Raw genomic sequence first — 17,197 nt, forward strand, 5'->3', positions numbered from 1 at the left:
ATTAGCAAGCTTCTGGTACCGCTGGTGCATCAGATGTTGACTGTTCTTCAGTATTGCAGTGCTCATAAAAGGCGTACTGGTTTTTACCAGTATGTTTAGCTGCGTACATTGCTTTATCTGCACATCGAGTCAATTCAGACAAATCCTTTGCATCTTGCTTATAGATAGCAGCACCTACACTCATCGTTAACTCGTTAATCATATCGTAGCTTCGGTAACCTGTTGGAAACAGATTTACGATCCGTTTTAGGATGCTGTCGAGGTCATCTTTACTTTTTACATCGTAAAGCATGATTACAAACTCGTCGCCCGCAAATCGAGCGATGGAGTAGTCGTGTTTATCTGTTTTTCTGTCTTTGTTGCGAATGTTATTTTTTAATCGAGTGGCGAAGGCTTGAAGTACTTGGTCACCAATATCGTGCCCGTAGGTGTCGTTGATGTGCTTGAAGTTATCGATATCGAGAAAAACCAATGCGGTGATGCTGTCATCAGATGAGTGCTTGATTTCATCGAGCTTTGCGCGCGCCCAAGTTTCAAAGCTCCAGCGATTGGCAAGCCCAGTGAGCTGGTCAAAATATGCTAACTCCTCAATCCCCTCACGATACAGTGTTTGAATGTAATTGAGGACTTTCGTGTAGTAATACGAGAACGTGTGACACACAAACGCGGTCGCTATCAGGGTCAGCATCAATCTCCGCTCTATGATTTCTGTGGCTGTTGGCAGTCGATCTAAAAAAGCGACCCCAAAAAAGATCAGTAAAATGTAGGTGCCACTGAACAACAGACCGACCTTAAACTCATTAATTAATACCAGAGTGGCGACAATAGGATATAGCCATAACATTTTGCCTGACGGAGCATCGTTATACAGAAGTAACAATAACCCTTCGAACATTAAGACAGCACTTAGCCATAAGTCGGCGTATTGATGGTGCCGCTGGACTTTTATTACATAACTGATTGCTAAGCATGCCAAGGCACACAAAGCATGGAAAAAGCTTAAGCCCCAGTTATTCTCAAGTGATTGAGCAATGGAACCATAAGTTAAACAGGCAGCGGCGATACTGGAGCATAAAAAGACAATTTTCTTTTTTCTTGTTGAGCGGATGTCCGCCATTTCTTCTAAGCGCGCCCCAGCCAATGTCGACATTACGTATCCTTGCTTAATTAACGTGTACGCTTATTCTAGGCGGTATTTTCGCGATAAATAGAACAACAAAGTTTCCAAATGTGATATCAGTCATTTTTAGTGCAAAGCCATCAGTGTGATTTGGTGCGAGTGTTCAAAGAGGAATGGTGGCGCATGCAGGTTTTCATGACGGTTCTTCATGGCTCTATATGGTTGGACTGATAACTCAAAGTAATGTATCTGGTTAGACACATTTCTATTGATTATCCTGATTCTGTTCGGTGCTCGTTGATTGAGAGTATTGTTCACCAATCTCTGCTCTACGTATCGTCAAGGCATATGTCGTTTCGAAAGTGCATTAGAAATATTTTTCCGAAACAGGGCGAAATATTGTTGTCGTTATGACCAATATGCGACTAGAATCCGCGCTAAATCACAACCTCATATCGAGCTTCGTTCGAGTCACTATTTTTAAACTGCTTCACAAATATTGTGAGGCAGTTTTTAGTTGTAGGAAAGGTTACAAGCATGCCTAAAAGCCAAAACATCAACCAACGAATGTCCATCGTGGCATTAGCTTGGCCAATTCTTGTCGAAATTTTGCTACGGACGGCTTTAGGAACCAGTGACGTGTTCATGCTGAGTGGCTACTCAGACAAAGCCGTATCCGCTGTTGGTGTGATCACGCAGATTACCTTCTTTTTAATCATCGTTTCGACGTTTGTCAGTAGCGGTACGGGGATTTTGATTGCCCAATACAATGGCGCTGGACGCGAGCAAGAGTCAGTGAGCGTTGGTGTTGCGAGTATTGCGTTGTCTGTGCTCGTCGGTGTGCTATTGAGTGTGATTGCCGTGCTTGGTGCGATATATCTACTCCCGTATTACGGCTTGGAAGCGCAAGTCGAGCAGTACGCTCATGAATATCTGCTGATAAGCGGTGCGATGACGTTTAACGTTACGATTGGCGTTGTTTTTACAACTATTCTGCGTAGTCATGGTTATTCACGTTCCCCAATGGTGGTGAATTTGATCTCGGGTGTATTCAACATCATTGGTAACTATATTGCGCTTTACCAGCCATTCGGTTTACCTGTGTATGGTGTGCAAGGTGTAGCAATAGCAACCGTCGTCAGCCAAGTCATCGGTACGTTAATGTTATGGTTTATTCTCGCTCGCAGTAGCATTGAACTACCAATGTCGACTATGAAACAAGTACCGGCAGAGATTTACAAAAAGATCTTAAAAATCGGCGGCATGAACGCGGGTGAGGTGCTGTCTTACAACGTGGCGCAAATCTGCATTGTATACTTTGTGGTGCAAATGGGGACGGCATCGTTGGCGGCTTTCACTTATGCGCAAAACATTGCCCGTTTCTCGTTTGCTTTCGCGCTGGCAATTGGTCAGGCTGCGCAAATTCAGACCGGTTACTACATCGGTAAAGGTTGGGTGAGTAGCATTTTAAAACGCGTACAAATCTACTTCTTAGTGGGATTTGTGGCATCAACGGCGGCAACCACACTGATTTACCTGTTTAGAGAAGAGATTCTACGCGTATTTACCGATCAACCGGAAATACTCGCATTGGCAAGTTCGTTAGTCATGGGCTCAATTTTGCTCGAAGCTGGACGTGTGTTTAACCTGATTTTTATCGCGGGGCTCAAAGGCGCGGGTGACATCAAGTTCCCAGTGCAAATGGGGATTTTGAGTATGTGGGGATTAGGCGTGCTTTTCTCTTACATCTTTGGCATCCACTTGGGTTATGGCGTTTTAGGGGCTTGGATGGCAATCGCACTCGATGAATGGGTACGTGGTATCATCATGGCAAGACGTTGGCGCTCTCAGGTGTGGACCAAGTTTAAGGTGAGCTAACGGTTTTCGGTATTGCGCATCACGCTTATTCTGTTGTTAGAAAAAAAGGCACTGTTAGTCAGTGCCTTTTTGTTATTTAAACTCGGGAAGAAGTTAGAATTCGCACTCAGCTTGGAACACCATACGCTCTTTGCTGTATGGATGATCCAGCTCTAGCATCTCAGCATGCAGGTGCAAGCGATTCGCTTTTTCGCCGTATAAACCATCACCTACCATCGGCATGTTTAACCCCATGTGATGAGCACTGTGTACACGTAGTTGGTGAGTTCGCCCGGTTTTCGGATACATGTATACCTTGCTGCGTCCATCTTTGACGTCAATCAGTTGCCAGTAGGTTTCTGCATGTTTCCCGTGTTCAAAACACACCAGTTGACGTGGGCGGTCGTCGGGGTCACCACGCATTGGCAGTGAGATTTCCCCTTCAGGCTCGTTTAATACGCCTTCGAGCAGTGCCATATAACGTTTTTGTACGTCGCGAGCCATAAACTGTTTTTGCAGACTTTTGTTCGCGCGCTTAGTTAAGGCAAACACCAAAATGCCAGAGGTCGCCATGTCGAGACGATGAATCACAAACGGCCCTTCCACATCAGGGTACATCGCTTGTAGGCGCGTATAAGCAGAGTCCTTGATAGTTTTACCAGGCACTGAAAGTAAGCCCGAGGGCTTGTTGACGACGACCATAGCGTCGTCTTGGTAGATTATCTCTAGCTCTTTGTCTTCTGCCCAATTCTCCGCCAATGGGTTAGGTTCGACATCCAGCCCTTGCATCATATGGCCCAAAATCGGCTGACATTTGCTGTTGCACGATGGGTAGAATTTTTTGTGTTGGCGAACCTCAGACTTTGGCGACACACCCCACCAAAATTCTGCCAGCGCCAGCGGTTTGAATCCGTATTTAAACGCGTATTGGAGCAGTTTTGGCGCAGCGCATTCCCCTGCACCTGCTGGTGGTACTGGGTTTGTGGTGTCCGCAAAAATGTCCACCAAGTCGCGTGTTTTGCCATGGTTGCTTAGAAAGCGGTATTGTTTATGCAATTTGTGCTGCAAAGCGTTGGAGAGCGTTTTGCGCTGTTCTTTCAGATGAGCAAGTTGCTGCTCTAACTCGGCCAAGCGCGCTTCTTTGATTGCAAGCTTTTCATCCCACGCTTGCTTTAAGTATTTGAGAACGTTTTTCTCGGTGACACTTTGCTTACCCAACTCATCCAACAAGATTTTGAGATCATCGGCATTGAGCGTTTGCTCGCCCTGTTGACGCTGTCGTTTGCGAGCGGCGCGGCCGTCAATCATCACTTGGCGCTGTGTTTGCTCTTCTTGTTGATAAGCGGCTCGGTCGGCTTGTATTTGCGCTTTAAGATCCGCCAATTCCGGATTCGCGGCACAGGTTTTGTACTCCGCATTGGCGGCGTTGATGGCATCCGTTTCTGCGCGGAAGAAGCCTTCATAGGTCAGCATGTCGTACACAGGAGGGACAAATCCTGGAATCAAGTTTTGGTCAGCAATTTTGCCAGAAAACGCACTTAAAAAGCCGAGCTCGCCTTGAGGGCTTTTTACCAGCAATACGCCAAACATTTTGCCTCGCCCCGTTTCTTCATTAACCAAACCAAAATCGTGTTCGAAGTCGGTTTGCGCTAATAAGTGCTGTTGCAATTGCTTTGCGGCCACAACGCAAAGAGGATGCGGCGTGTAGTAGAACGGAAACGTAAACTGCGTTGGTAATTCATAATCAGAAGTATCAGCAGTAAAACGAGTAAAACAATGTTCAGGCGAGTGCATGGTGGGTATCCGCGCGAGTAAAAAATCGAGCGAGGATTGTACCTGTTTGAGTCAGGATTGCCATGTCGGTGTTGGCACTCGCTCTTGGATTAAGAACAAGAGCGAGTGGGGAAGAGCTTATTGCAGTTTTTGTAATGCAAGCTTCCACTGTGCCGGTTTGTCGTAGTAGGTCGAGTGCGGCAAGGTCAAGTACTCGCCATTTACTTCTGCAATCAGGGTTGGATAACCACCAACGTGTAACTGGCGCATCAACTGTCGGCTGGAGTGAATTCTCTCGTTTAGCTCGGCTTCGCTTAACGTCATGTTTTGCTCCCACGCATCACTTGCTAAACCTAGCGATTCTGCAATGGCTTTGAGTGTCGATGCTTCATTCACTTTTAACCCGAGTTGATAATGCGCAGATTGGATGGCCTTTAGCATGTGCCATGGATTCAGCCCCATTTTCTCCGCACTCAAGATCGCTTGTGTGGGTAGATAAGAATCAAGAACAAACGCATCTTCGCTTTTCACGCGTTGCAGATATGCTTCACCAAACGTTGCTCCGGTTTCGGTTGAGATACGAGCGTCACTGTTGATGATGTGCTGACGAAATTCAGATTCAATCGCGCGTTTCTCAATCATACCGCCGAGATGAAGCTCTACCTTAAATTGAGAGGTGTCCATCAAGGCTTCGATGAGTGGTGATGCCCCGTAGCACCAACCACACATGGGATCGAAGAAGTAATGCACGGTTACCATGACATTTCACCAGTATGCACTTTCGCACCGATTTCTAGCGCGATTGGCAATTGAGCTTCTGGGTATTTCGCAGACATGGTGTCAATGAGTTGAACGCTGTTATTGCTGTGTTTTTTCGCTTGCTGAAAATCCTGCAAGTATTGTTGCGAGTAGCGAATGGTGTCTGCGTTCAGCTTTGTGCCTGCTTTCATGTGACCAGGAATGACCACTTGAGGTTTAAGCGCAAGCATCTCGCTAAGTTGCTGCTCCCAAGCATTGATGGCGGTTTGGTCAGCGGCATCTGCCATCCACAAATGTACGTTTGAGTACACGGCTACGTTACCTAGAATCGCTTTGTTATCTGGAATCCATAGGTAAGGGCGGTGTGCTGATGTGCCATGGTTACCACGAATTTCAATCTTATGACCTTCTAGCTCCAATGATGTTTTGTCGTACGCGACAGGGATCACTGGTTTTACTGGTGCGTTTGCGCCAAGCTTTGGTCCCCAGTACGCCAGCTTTCCAGCCAATTTCTCTTTAATAATTTTTTGAACCGCAGGCGTTGTGATGATCTGCGCATCAGGGAACTGTTGGTGTAAGGCCTCTGCGCCAAAGTAGTAATCTGGGTCCGCTTGGCTGATAAAAATGGTTTTAAGTGTTTTGCCTGAGTCCAACACTTTAGCGGCAATGCGCATCGCGTCAGCTTTGGTGAATCCAGTGTCGATAACCATGGCGTCAGTCTCACCGTATACCAAAGTTGAGTTTACGTGGAAGCTGTTACCGTCGGCGTTGTAAACCTCAAGAGTAAGGGGAGAGTGGTTTGCCGCTAGAACAGGGCTTGCCATTAAAATGGATGCAGTAATCAAAGTGAATTTTTTCATAATAAGCTCCTAAAGAATTTGGGGCCAAGCGACGATGGCTTGGGAACGGGAGCTATATTAGGAAATTGATACGCTCGGAAAAATACACAATAATGTGCATCACTATTTCTTATTTCGAGCAAATATATGGATAGAGTAACGGCAGCAAAAGTATTTGTAGATGTGGTGTATTCTGGCAGTTTTACCGCGACCGCAGAACGGTTAGACATGTCTCGGCCAATGGTAACTCGTTATGTAGAGGCGATGGAGAACTGGCTGCAAACTCGTTTGTTACACCGCACCACGCGCAAGGTGTCCCTCACCACCGCAGGGGAGCGCAGCTTGCCTCAGATTGAGCGCTGGTTAAAACAGGCCGATACATTAACGTCGAACATTGCCGCTGATGGTGAGCTGTCCGGAAAAATCCGTCTTGCGTCTAGTACTTCATTTGGATTCTCACAGTTGATCCCCGTAGTAAACAGTTTTATGCAAAAGCACCCCAAAGTGCATATCGACATAGATCTGCAAGATTCAGTGAGTGATCTAACCGAACAACGTATCGATCTGGCGATCCGAATTGCGTCAGATCCCGATCCTTCTTTGATTGGTAAGCCGATTGCGGTGTGCGAATCGGTGTTGGTAGCATCACCGCAATATTTACAAACTCACCACGCGATCGCGCATCCGCGAGATTTATCTTCACACGACTGTTTGGGATACAAAAACTTTGAGCGTCACGTGTGGCATTTGTCTCAGGGCGACCAGTTCGAATCGGTGGGAATTGAGTGTCGCCTAACCAGCAATGAGGCCACGGCGTTATTGCATGGCGCTTTACAAGGCATGGGTATTTCGATGTTGCCAACTTACTTGAGCAATATCTATCTCAAATCGGGTCAGCTTGAGTCGGTGTTGCCGGATTGGAAGCCAAATGATCTCAACATTTACGCGCTGTATTCATCACGTAAACACTTGTCTCCTGCAGTGAGAGCTTTCATCGTTCACAGTGAAGATTACTTTAAACAGCATCCTTGGTAATAGCGAAAGGCGTCGTCATCCCGACTTGAGATTCATACAAGATCCTGTACCTTACATGGATATATTTTCGCAGCGTCATTTAGAGTTTTAGTTAATGTCACAAGTTCGCATCAAATTTATTGCTTCCGATATGGATGGCACATTGCTTGACCAATACGGTCGTTTGGATCCGGAGTTTTTCGATCTGTTTTTGCAACTGGAAGAGCAAGGTATTTTGTTCTCCGCTGCGTCTGGTCGTCAGTATTACAGTCTGCGAGACACGTTCGCGCCAATCAAAGACAGACTGTTGTATGTGGCTGAAAACGGCACCTTAGTGATGTACCAAGACAAAGAGCTCTACAGTTGTACCATTCCTAAAGCGGAAGTGTTGGAGATTGTGAAAGCGGCTCGTGAGATTGACGGGGCGAACATCGTATTGTGTGGCAAGCGCTCGGCGTACATCGAAACGCATGATCAGCAATCGCTGGAAGAATTTCAAAAGTACTACCACCGCTGTGAATATGTGACGGATTTGCTTGAGGTCGAAGACGAGTTTATTAAGGTAGCAATTTGTCACTTTGACGGTTCGGAAGAGCTCCTGTTCCCGACCATGAACGCGAAGTTTGGCGCAACGCATAAAGTCGTAGTGAGCGCAAAAATTTGGCTGGATGTGATGAATGCCGAGGCGTCTAAAGGCGCGGCCATTCAGCACCTTCAAGAGACGATGAATTTTACTCCGGCAGAAACCATGACGTTTGGTGATTACCTCAATGACCTCGAAATGCTGCAAGTCAGTGAGCATTCGTACGCGGTTGCCAACGCGCACGAAGAGATTAAGAAAATTGCTCGTTATTCTGCGCCAAGCAACCAAGAGGCTGGGGTACTCAAAGTGATTAAAGAGAAAGTGTTAGCGAAGTAACGCTCATTTTTTCGATGTTATTTTCTTCTTCACGTAAAAAGTCCCGCAGTGTATGCGGGGCTTTGTTTTTTTGGGGGGAGTAAGGTTCCCGTTTTAGCGTACGTACTTGGCGGTTGCACTGACTAAAAAGTGTTGCAATTTCCCGTCTGATTTTGGCACCCACAAGTCGTTATGATAATGGTAAATACGGCCATTGACGGTCACAGACAAGGTATTATCACCCGTTTGCTCCATGCGAATAAACTGATCCGAAGTGACCAAAAACGGCTCTTGCTCTTCAATGCTCTGGCCCGTTGCCAATACGAAGTAGCCGAATCGGTTGCCAGCATCCGGATCGGTTGAGTAGATTCGATGTCCAACGAGGCTGTAGTCGTCGTTGAGTGCCTGCTCAAGCGTTTTTTGCCCGATGGTTTCGTGCGATGGAATAAATACCCAAGCCAACACACCTGCCGCAATGACTGCCAGTAGAAGCAGTACTTGCATGAACTTTCTCATCATATATACCGTTTAACGTTGAAATTTCATTTTGTACATGCGCTTATCCGCTATGCTGATAAGAAAGTCAACATTGTCACTGTCTTTAGGGTATTGCGCTAAGCCCATGCTTGTTGAAAGTGTTGAGACTTTATCGGAGTTTAATATTTGTGCATCAAAGACGGTATTTATCTGCTCACGTACGTTCTCTTCATTGAGATGTTCACCTTCAAGGATAACCGCGAACTCATCTCCTCCCATGCGATAAACAGTAAAATCATTGAGTGCCATAGAATTAAGCCGCCTAGCGATTTCCCGCAGTACAGTGTCGCCAACTTGGTGTCCGTGTGTGTCGTTGACTTCTTTAAAACCATTTAAATCTAGAATCCAGAGAGAAAAGGGCCTTTTTTCTTGAGTAAATTTGTTTAGGGTAATGAATAGTGCATTGCGGTTCCCTAGGTTCGTTAAAGGGTCGCTGAGCGCCAATTTTCTATGAAAATGGGATTCACGATAAAAGAAATAAGTTAGAGAGATAATCGACAAAACGAACGTCGCAAACAACATATATTGTGCTTGCATTAAGCGCTGGGTTTGACCTTTTTGTGCTTCATAAGCTTTACTGCTTAGGCGGAAGTTTTGATTAACGAAGTCTATTAAGCCTAAATATAGTGTTTGAGTTGAACGATAAAATGCAGCAGCAGCTTGGCTGTCACCTGTTCTAGCTTCTACTAGTTGTTTTTCTAGCTCTTTGAACTCTTCAAAAAGATTAATGAAGTAAAGGTGCATGTTGTTCCGAGAAAAGAACTTATTGGCTTTCGTGCTACTGGTCAATAAGTCAAAGCGGCTCCACGCTAACTCGTATTGAAGCTCTGCACCATCAATATTCAATACGTTTTCATCTAACCGTCTGGCCTCGCCGACAAGTTCTGATAGTTCTTTGGAGAGTTGGAATAAAAACCAAGTCGCTTGTTTTTGTTCGTTATTAAAATTTTGTGAGAGTGAACGTGTTTGCTGTAAAAGCACGACATTCGCGAGAAGCAAAGAAACGGCAAACACCACCAGCAGCATTTTGCTGGTGGTAGAATATTGCAATATTCTTTGTTTCTTAGAATAGGGTTCTGATAACTTCATTCTTATTATTTTTCTTTTATTTCATTTACTTGCCATACCATTTGCGCATGATATTTATTGTAGTTTAGCTCTGGATAGAGATTGAGTGGATATATCACCCAGAAAGGGCCTTTATTCCTGACTTTTATGTAATTCTGATCTTGTTGATAAGCCAGTATTGGTTGATATCGAAGAATATCTTGTCGGGACAATGTCGAGTGATAGTCGTTTAAGCTGCTGATATCAACCTGCTCTGGTACCTTTCCGTAGACGTGTGTAAGAAGCGTGCTGAGTTTAACGCCTAAAAACTCTGACGAAGCAGGAAGCCAAGGCAATGTCATCGTGTAGCTAGTGGTAGGTAAAGCTTGGATCTCTTCCAGTTCCAGTATGACACTAGGCTGCTGGCTACTACTAAATACGATCGTATTTGCAGACAAGAATGGCGCAACAAAAAACAGACCTAGCGCGACTATCTTTTTCATCATATGCCCTTTTGAGTTTTATTCTTTTTTCTTAGCTAGGACAAAGGTGCTAGCGGTAATTTATTTATAATTATAGAGCCAACCGGATGAGATTTTATAATACGTTATGTTTCAAAAATAACTGTCGGTTTACGTCACGTCAAGGTTATTAAGTTGCTTCTTAATTAAAAGCTCAGAGTATTGGGATGATGGTAGAGTTTCGTAATGATTTCGCGGTATTTAATTGGTTTTTAGTGCAACTTTGTTTCATTTTTAATAAAGATACTGTGTCGGAAATGAGAATTTAATAAGGCGAGAAATGGACGTCGAATTTGTTCTTAAGTTACATTATTTTACATATTTAAATCATCGATATTCAGATATGTATTTGTTAGTACGTAAAGAAAATAAAGTCACCTAGTTTTGGTGACTTTATTTTTTATTTCATGAGCTTACTTAAATTAACTATGCAAACAAATATTTTGCATGGAAGTTGAGGTGCTCTTCAATAAAGCTTGAGATGAAGTAATAGCTATGGTCATAGCCTGGTTGCATTCTCAAGGTTAGGTTTGAATCGTGTATTTTTGCCGCAGCAATCAGCGCTTCCGGTCTAAGCTGCTCATTTAAGAAGCCATCAGCATCACCTTGATCAACCAAAATTGGTAATGGTGATTGTTGTTGTTTTAGAAGTTCACTTGCATCGTATTGCTTCCAGCTTTCAAGCTCCTTGCCTAAGTAAGCAGTAAAGGCTTTTTGTCCCCAAGGGCATTGCATTGGGTTACTGATTGGACTGAACGCTGAAATAGAACGGTACTGTTCTGAATTTTTCAGACCAATGGTGAGCGCTCCGTGGCCGCCCATGCTGTGACCCGAAATCGACTTCACGTCAGAGACTGGGAAGTTACTTTCGATGATCGCAGGCAACTCCTCAGTCACATAGTCGTACATACAGTAATGCAGTGACCAAGGTGCTTGCGTCGCATTAAGGTAAAAGCCAGCTCCTTTTCCTAGGTCATAGCTTTCGTCGTCAGCGATACCTTCGCCTCTCGGACTTGTGTCTGGTGCAATGATCGCAATGCCAAGCTCGGCCGCCATACGAAATGCGCCCGCTTTCTGCATAAAGTTCTCATCGGTACACGTTAAACCAGAGAGCCAGTATAGCGCGGGTACGGGATTTGATTTCGTTGCGTTAGGTGGCAAGAATATCGCGAAGCGCATGGTGCAGTTTAGGGCATTGGATTCGTGTGTATATTGCTTGTGCCAACCGCCAAACACTTTGGCTTGGCTTACATTTTCAATGGTCATGAATAAACTCTCTAATTAGCAGAAGGAATTCAGGCTCCCCAAAAGGAGAGCCTGAGGCAGCATTATTGATCCATATGGATAACTGTTCGGATGCTCTTACCTTCATGCATCAGATCAAACGCTTTGTTGACGTCTGCTAATCCCATTGTGTGGGTAATGAACTCCTGTAAGCCGAACTCACCAGCCATGTAACGGTTCACGATTTCTGGAAGCTCAGAGCGGCCTTTAACGCCACCGAAAGCGCTGCCACGCCATACGCGACCAGTTACTAGTTGGAACGGACGAGTTGAGATCTCTTGACCTGCACCAGCAACACCAATGATGACTGACTCACCCCAACCTTTGTGACAACACTCAAGTGCTTGACGCATCACGTTTACGTTACCGATACATTCGAATGAGTAGTCAACACCACCGTCTGTCATTTCAACAATCACTTCTTGAATTGGCTTGTCGAATTTTTGTGGGTTGATGCAATCAGTTGCACCAAGTTGTTTCGCTAGGTCGAATTTGCTTTCGTTGATGTCTACACCGATGATGCGGCTGGCACCAGCCATGCGAGCACCGATGATTGCAGAAAGACCGATACCGCCGAGACCAAAGATTGCCACTGTGTCGCCTTTTTCAACTTTAGCTGTGTTTAATACCGCACCCATACCAGTGGTTACGCCACAACCTAGAAGACAAACTTCTTCAAGTGGTGCTTCTTTGTTTACTTTCGCTAGTGAGATTTCTGGAAGAACCGTGTACTCAGAGAAAGTAGAACAACCCATGTAGTGGAAGATAGTTTCGCCGTTGATAGAGAATCGGCTTGTGCCATCTGGCATTAGGCCTTTACCTTGCGTTTCACGAACGGCCTGACATAGGTTCGTTTTGCCAGATTTACAGAACTTACACTCACCACATTCAGCAGTGTAAAGTGGGATAACGTGGTCGCCAACTTCAACGCTTGTTACGCCTTCGCCAACCATTTCAACGATACCACCACCTTCGTGGCCAAGGATTGAAGGGAAGATACCTTCAGGATCATCGCCTGATAGAGTGAATGCGTCAGTGTGGCAAACACCAGTTGCTACGATACGTACTAGCACTTCGCCGGCTTTTGGAAGTTGTACATCAACTTCTTCCATCTTAAGCGGCTCACCTGCAGCCCAAGCGACCATTGCTTTTGATTTTATGTGAGTTTGACCAGGTTTGATTTCAAGCGACATTGGATGTTTCCTTTATATTTTCAGTATATGGAGTGACGTAATAAGCGTAGTTAAGGTTTGCTTACCGCGCTGCGTCGTTTTGTTGGTGCTCATTTTAGGTGTTTCAGTAAAAATGATAATCCGTCCATATTGAAAATGATTTTTACATATGCGTAATAATGATAAGGTGAGCGTGTAAAAAGAGTGCTATGCCTCCTTAAAGCGGAAGGGAAATGGAAAAGGTGATTGACCTGAAGTTAGATAGAGGGGCTAAAGTAGAAAACAGTCAAACCATCAGCTAGGTAAGAGTGATTATGAATAAGACGGATCTGAGTGCCTATTTAACCAAGCTAGGCTTGCCTAGTGAATTGCCCGCCGATTTGGAGTCATTGCACAGAGTTCACGTGGCGCAGCATCGTTGCCTGCCGTTTGAGAATTTTGACATCGCATTGCAGCGAGGCGTCTCTGTTGAGATTGAAGATATTATTCAAAAAACCGTGTACCACTCTCGCGGTGGTTACTGCTTTGAGTTAAATGGTTTAATGCTTGATGTGCTCAACACTCTTGGGTTTGAAGCGCGAAGTTTGTTAGGGCGTGTACATGTGTCTGGTACACCAACAGGTCGTAGTCATCAAATCACGTTAGTGACGTTAGAGGAACAAACATGGATTGTCGATGTGGGTTTTGGCTCCAATACCCCTCGAGCGCCATTGCCATTTATCCTTGACCAAGTGATTCAGACGGATTTACAAACCTTCCGTTTTGTCAAAGATGCTCAGTTTGGTTATTTCCTCCAAGTGCTTTCAACCGATGGAACAGACGTGTGGAACAATCTATACAGCTTTGACCTAGAGTTCGTGTGTGCTGGTGACATTGCATGTAGCAACTTCTTTACCTCGACTTCGCCTAATTCGCGTTTTACTAGCGCAAGAGTCGCTGCTAGAGCGACAGAAAGTGGGTTGGTGACGCTGCTTAACTACACACTCAGATGCACCAATCATGAAGAGCTAACAGAAATAGAGCTAGAGCCAGGTCAAACCTACCTGGATGCGTTGAAAGAATATTTTGGCATTGAGCTTGATGCGCAATACGACGAACTTCGTCCGTTACCTGACGCGTAAAGTTTTCCCGTTTTCAAAGCGTAGCGCGACGAGAACAATGTAATCACTATTTGTCTAGAAGAGGTCGACAGGAATACAGCATGGCGAATTGGGAAGGAGTCAGCGAGTTTGTTGCCGTAGCGGAAACTAACAGCTTTACAGCTGCCGCGGCTAAACTGAAAACGTCAGTGGCACAAATCAGTCGCCGCGTATCGGCACTTGAAGAGCGTCTTGCGGTTAAGTTACTGCATCGCACGACGAGAAAAGTTTCTCTGTCTGAAGCTGGACAGCTTTATTATCAGCAGTGCAAACATTTGGTCGAAGGGCTAGAACTGGCCGAGCTTGCCGTAACGCAAATGCAGACCGAACCGCGAGGTTTGCTGCGTGTGACAGCGCCTGTGACCTATGGGGAAATGAACCTCGCGCCGCTCTTGCATCAGTTTTTGGAGAAGTACCCGCGTGTGGACCTCGATTTAGTTCTGACCAATCAAAAACTGGATTTGATAGAGCAAGGGGTAGACGTGGCGATTCGTCTTGGCCGCCTGCAAGATTCCAGCATGATCGCAAAGCGTCTTTCGTCGCGTCAAAATTACGTGTGTGCTAGCCCTATGTATTTGGAGCGATTTGGCGAGCCTCACACATTATCCGAACTGGCTCGACATCAGTGCCTAGTTGGTTCGGTCGATTATTGGCATTTTAAGGAAAATAAACGCGATAAGTCTTTGCGCGTATCGGGGAGAATTAAATGCAATAGTGGTTTTGCGCTAATGGGCGCCGCAAAACGTGGTTTGGGTTTAGTGCAGTTGCCGGACTATTACGTTCAAGAAGCTCTAGATAACGGTGAGCTAGTCGAGGTGCTGACCGATTACCGAGACGACCGTGAAGGCATTTGGGCACTGTATCCACAAAGCCGAAATTTATCGCCCAAAGTGAGGTTGTTGATCGACTTTTTAGCGCAGGAACTAGCGGATTAGAGTTTTCATGAACTTTAATACAACTGAAGTTGCTAAAACGCCCAGTGATGCCGGGCGTTTTTATTAGGATGAGAGCTGGAATCGAAAAGACATGAATCACTATTGGTTGGATTCCGCGTCTTCACGTTTAATCACTTTGTGCCCATCTTCAGACACGCCTTGCTTCCAATAGCTGCTGATGTAGATATTCTCGCGATCGACTTCTTTCTCATTGCGGAAATATTGGCGCAGCGCGCGCATTGAATCGAACTCACACGCACACCATACCGAAGCGTTACCGTCTAACCACTCGAGTTCGCGAACGCTATCAGCCAAGGTTTGCTGTTCAGTTAGCCAAATCAACTCCATACCGGCTGGCGCTTGTAGGGGTTGAATGTCGGCTGGAGACATCACGCTGATCACAGCGTAGCCTTTGGCCTCTTGTGGCAACGTACGAATTTTCGCAGAAAGCGCTGGAAGTGCGGTCATATCGGCAGCCATGAAGAACCAATCCGCCTCAGTATTTAAGTTGGAGATGCTACCTGGCCCAACAATGCTGATCGTGTCGCCTTTTTGCGCGGCCATTGCCCAACGCGCTGCAAATCCGCATTGCAGATCTTGCGTTACGTGTCGGACGAAATCCACTTCGATTGAACTGGTTTCTGGATGAAAGCGTCGGATAGTGTAGGTGCGCATGATTGGTCGGTCGTCTTCTGGCAGGATGCTCAGATCCGCGCCGCCCATATCGTTAAACAGTAATTTGATGTAACTGCCTTCGCAGTCACGAGGAAAGTGGCTCAGCGCCTCACCTTGCAAGGTAATGCGCTGCATGTTTGGAGTGATGGTTTCTGTGTCTGTGACAACAAGCGTTTTAGGTTGAGGCTTCTTTTTCATTGTTACTTTACTCGATAATTATTCTCTTTCTCATTTAAAGATTATCAAGTTCCCTAACAAGAGGGTAGCGTCTTTAAACAAATTTACACTGTGAATTAACGCCAAAGCCTCAAGCAAAATGCAGTATCTGTCCTTTCCCAATTACGTAAAGTGAGTCGTTTTTAACCCCAAATAGACTTATATCATTGGAATCGTAGACAAAAGCAACAGCGCAGCCATGCTGTAGTTGAACCCCTTAACGCGTTTATCGGTGGTCAACCAACGCTGCAATTGCATACCTGCCGCCGTCCAAAATGTTACCGATGGCAAGTTAGCTAAGCAGAAGATACCGGCGATAAAAGTCAGTTCGAGCCATGCACCGCCACTGCTGTATACCGTAATGGCCGTCAACGCCATCGACCAACCCTTCGGGTTCACCCATTGGAATGCGACAGCCCCTAAAAAAGACATTGGGCGAAAATCGTGTTTTGCTTCGGTTTTGTCGCTGGTGGCGATTTTGTACGTCAAGTACAGCAAATAACTCAAGCTCAACACTTTCAAAATGGAGTGTGTAATTGGATATGCGTGGAACAGGCTCATCAAGCCAATGCCCACCAAAATTAGCATGGCACCAAAGCCAAAGGTAATGCCCAACATATGTGGGATAGTGCGTTTAAAGCCGACATTTGCCCCTGAGGTCATCAACATAATGTTATTGGGACCCGGCGTAAAAGTGGAGACAAAAGCGAACAACGCCAAAGCGCCCAGTTGATGATATTCCATAGATTGTTCCTTGAATCAGTTCTCGATAAGTTGAGAACAACTATAAGTAGAACTGAGGTCAATATTGTGCTTTTATTTGATGATTAGAAACTAAATAAGCAATGAAACATCATGATGGATAGATTTGACGAAAGAATATTGCAAGTGCTCAAACGAGACGGAAGAATCTCCAATGTGGAGCTGTCGGAACGCGTTGGTTTATCTCCATCTGCAACCTTACGCCGAGTGCAAGATTTAGAGCGTAAAGGCGTGATCAAAGGCTACCGAGCAGTACTGGATAATCAGCAACTTGGCGTGGGTTTTGTCGCTTATGTGTCGATTGGTTTGGCCTCGCACTCTAAGCAGGCACAGCTGGGTTTCGAAGAGCATGTGCGTTTTGTAAACGAGGTGGTGGAATGTCACAACATTACGGGATCTAACGAATATCTCATACGCGTAGAGACGCAAGATCTCGCCGCTTATAAAGCGTTCCATGCTGATGTGTTGGGTGAGTGCGAACACGTCAAGTCGATCACAACGATGGTGGTGATGGACACACCAAAAGACGAGCGATAGCCAAACGAGAGTGACAGTTTTTGTGGCACATGAATTTGAAGTGACTCGAAAGAGTCAGTCGAGTATGAGAATGGTTCACAACAAATGCTGGAAAGCAGATGGCACTCTTACA

The 17,197-nt window shown here is 45.5% G+C and carries 17 protein-coding genes; 6 read left to right on the forward strand and 11 right to left on the reverse strand.

Features of this window, described 5'->3' with window-relative positions; all coding sequences use genetic code 11:
• Nucleotide 1: 1 nt before the first annotated feature.
• Entirely contained in the window at nucleotides 2–1,150 is a 1,149-nt protein-coding gene (locus R7035_RS04295) for a GGDEF domain-containing protein (protein ID WP_025768745.1), read from the reverse strand.
• 507 nt (nucleotides 1,151–1,657) lie between these two features.
• Between R7035_RS04295 and R7035_RS04300 the strand changes: the two genes are divergently transcribed.
• Nucleotides 1,658–2,998: an MATE family efflux transporter gene (locus R7035_RS04300; protein ID WP_017633826.1), complete on the forward strand. Its 1,341-nt coding sequence runs from the start codon at nucleotides 1,658–1,660 to the stop codon at nucleotides 2,996–2,998.
• A gap of 93 nt (nucleotides 2,999–3,091) precedes the next feature.
• Here the strand turns inward: R7035_RS04300 and R7035_RS04305 are convergent, their stop codons facing one another.
• The 3 genes from R7035_RS04305 to R7035_RS04315 all read right to left on the reverse strand — a co-directional run bounded on the left by R7035_RS04305 (nucleotide 3,092) and on the right by R7035_RS04315 (nucleotide 6,369).
• Nucleotides 3,092–4,771: an RluA family pseudouridine synthase gene (locus R7035_RS04305; RefSeq protein ID WP_262629956.1), complete on the reverse strand. Its 1,680-nt coding sequence runs from the start codon at nucleotides 4,769–4,771 to the stop codon at nucleotides 3,092–3,094.
• Between the two features lie 117 nt (nucleotides 4,772–4,888).
• Complete coding sequence (locus R7035_RS04310) at nucleotides 4,889–5,509, reverse strand: DsbA family protein (RefSeq protein ID WP_318145981.1); 621 nt, start codon at nucleotides 5,507–5,509, stop codon at nucleotides 4,889–4,891.
• Nucleotides 5,503–6,369: an MBL fold metallo-hydrolase gene (locus R7035_RS04315; protein ID WP_005374393.1), complete on the reverse strand. Its 867-nt coding sequence runs from the start codon at nucleotides 6,367–6,369 to the stop codon at nucleotides 5,503–5,505. Before R7035_RS04315 ends, R7035_RS04310 begins: the two co-directional genes overlap by 7 nt.
• A 126-nt stretch (nucleotides 6,370–6,495) precedes the next feature.
• Between R7035_RS04315 and R7035_RS04320 the strand changes: the two genes are divergently transcribed.
• Together R7035_RS04320 and R7035_RS04325 are read left to right on the forward strand one after the other, a co-directional pair.
• Nucleotides 6,496–7,383, forward strand: a complete 888-nt coding sequence (locus tag R7035_RS04320) for a LysR family transcriptional regulator (RefSeq protein WP_318145982.1) — start codon at nucleotides 6,496–6,498, stop codon at nucleotides 7,381–7,383.
• Nucleotides 7,384–7,477: 94 nt separating this feature from the next.
• On the forward strand, nucleotides 7,478–8,281 hold the full coding sequence (locus R7035_RS04325; RefSeq protein ID WP_054729173.1) for a Cof-type HAD-IIB family hydrolase: 804 nt from the start codon (nucleotides 7,478–7,480) through the stop codon (nucleotides 8,279–8,281).
• A 93-nt stretch (nucleotides 8,282–8,374) separates the two neighbouring features.
• On the opposite strand, the gene R7035_RS04330 is transcribed toward R7035_RS04325, so the two are convergent.
• The 5 genes from R7035_RS04330 to R7035_RS04350 all read right to left on the reverse strand — a co-directional run bounded on the left by R7035_RS04330 (nucleotide 8,375) and on the right by R7035_RS04350 (nucleotide 12,842).
• Nucleotides 8,375–8,779: a hypothetical protein gene (locus R7035_RS04330; protein WP_044129611.1), complete on the reverse strand. Its 405-nt coding sequence runs from the start codon at nucleotides 8,777–8,779 to the stop codon at nucleotides 8,375–8,377.
• A 9-nt stretch (nucleotides 8,780–8,788) separates the two neighbouring features.
• On the reverse strand, nucleotides 8,789–9,886 hold the full coding sequence (locus R7035_RS04335; RefSeq protein WP_005383270.1) for a GGDEF domain-containing protein: 1,098 nt from the start codon (nucleotides 9,884–9,886) through the stop codon (nucleotides 8,789–8,791).
• A gap of 5 nt (nucleotides 9,887–9,891) precedes the next feature.
• Nucleotides 9,892–10,347: a hypothetical protein gene (locus R7035_RS04340; RefSeq protein ID WP_005374384.1), complete on the reverse strand. Its 456-nt coding sequence runs from the start codon at nucleotides 10,345–10,347 to the stop codon at nucleotides 9,892–9,894.
• Between the two features lie 444 nt (nucleotides 10,348–10,791).
• Nucleotides 10,792–11,631, reverse strand: coding sequence for an S-formylglutathione hydrolase (gene fghA / locus R7035_RS04345; protein ID WP_005374382.1), 840 nt, complete (start codon nucleotides 11,629–11,631; stop codon nucleotides 10,792–10,794).
• Between the two features lie 62 nt (nucleotides 11,632–11,693).
• Entirely contained in the window at nucleotides 11,694–12,842 is a 1,149-nt protein-coding gene (locus R7035_RS04350) for an S-(hydroxymethyl)glutathione dehydrogenase/class III alcohol dehydrogenase (protein ID WP_017821027.1), read from the reverse strand.
• A gap of 293 nt (nucleotides 12,843–13,135) precedes the next feature.
• On the opposite strand from R7035_RS04350, the gene R7035_RS04355 reads away from it, so the two are divergent.
• Nucleotides 13,136–13,942: an arylamine N-acetyltransferase family protein gene (locus R7035_RS04355; RefSeq protein ID WP_017821026.1), complete on the forward strand. Its 807-nt coding sequence runs from the start codon at nucleotides 13,136–13,138 to the stop codon at nucleotides 13,940–13,942.
• A gap of 80 nt (nucleotides 13,943–14,022) precedes the next feature.
• Nucleotides 14,023–14,895 (forward strand): LysR family transcriptional regulator, encoded by an 873-nt coding sequence (locus tag R7035_RS04360; protein ID WP_017633836.1) that lies wholly within the window; start codon nucleotides 14,023–14,025, stop codon nucleotides 14,893–14,895.
• A 99-nt stretch (nucleotides 14,896–14,994) separates the two neighbouring features.
• Here the strand turns inward: R7035_RS04360 and R7035_RS04365 are convergent, their stop codons facing one another.
• Both R7035_RS04365 and R7035_RS04370 read right to left on the reverse strand, forming a co-directional pair.
• Nucleotides 14,995–15,768, reverse strand: a complete 774-nt coding sequence (locus tag R7035_RS04365) for a siderophore-interacting protein (protein ID WP_170897416.1) — start codon at nucleotides 15,766–15,768, stop codon at nucleotides 14,995–14,997.
• Nucleotides 15,769–15,945: 177 nt separating this feature from the next.
• Nucleotides 15,946–16,530, reverse strand: a complete 585-nt coding sequence (locus R7035_RS04370; protein ID WP_062730858.1) for a LysE family translocator — start codon at nucleotides 16,528–16,530, stop codon at nucleotides 15,946–15,948.
• Nucleotides 16,531–16,644: 114 nt separating this feature from the next.
• Between R7035_RS04370 and R7035_RS04375 the strand changes: the two genes are divergently transcribed.
• Nucleotides 16,645–17,085, forward strand: a complete 441-nt coding sequence (locus R7035_RS04375; RefSeq protein ID WP_005374369.1) for an Lrp/AsnC family transcriptional regulator — start codon at nucleotides 16,645–16,647, stop codon at nucleotides 17,083–17,085.
• Nucleotides 17,086–17,197 lie beyond the last annotated feature (112 nt).

The organism is Vibrio sp. 1731 (assembly GCF_033339955.1).
Classification (GTDB): domain Bacteria; phylum Pseudomonadota; class Gammaproteobacteria; order Enterobacterales; family Vibrionaceae; genus Vibrio; species Vibrio alginolyticus.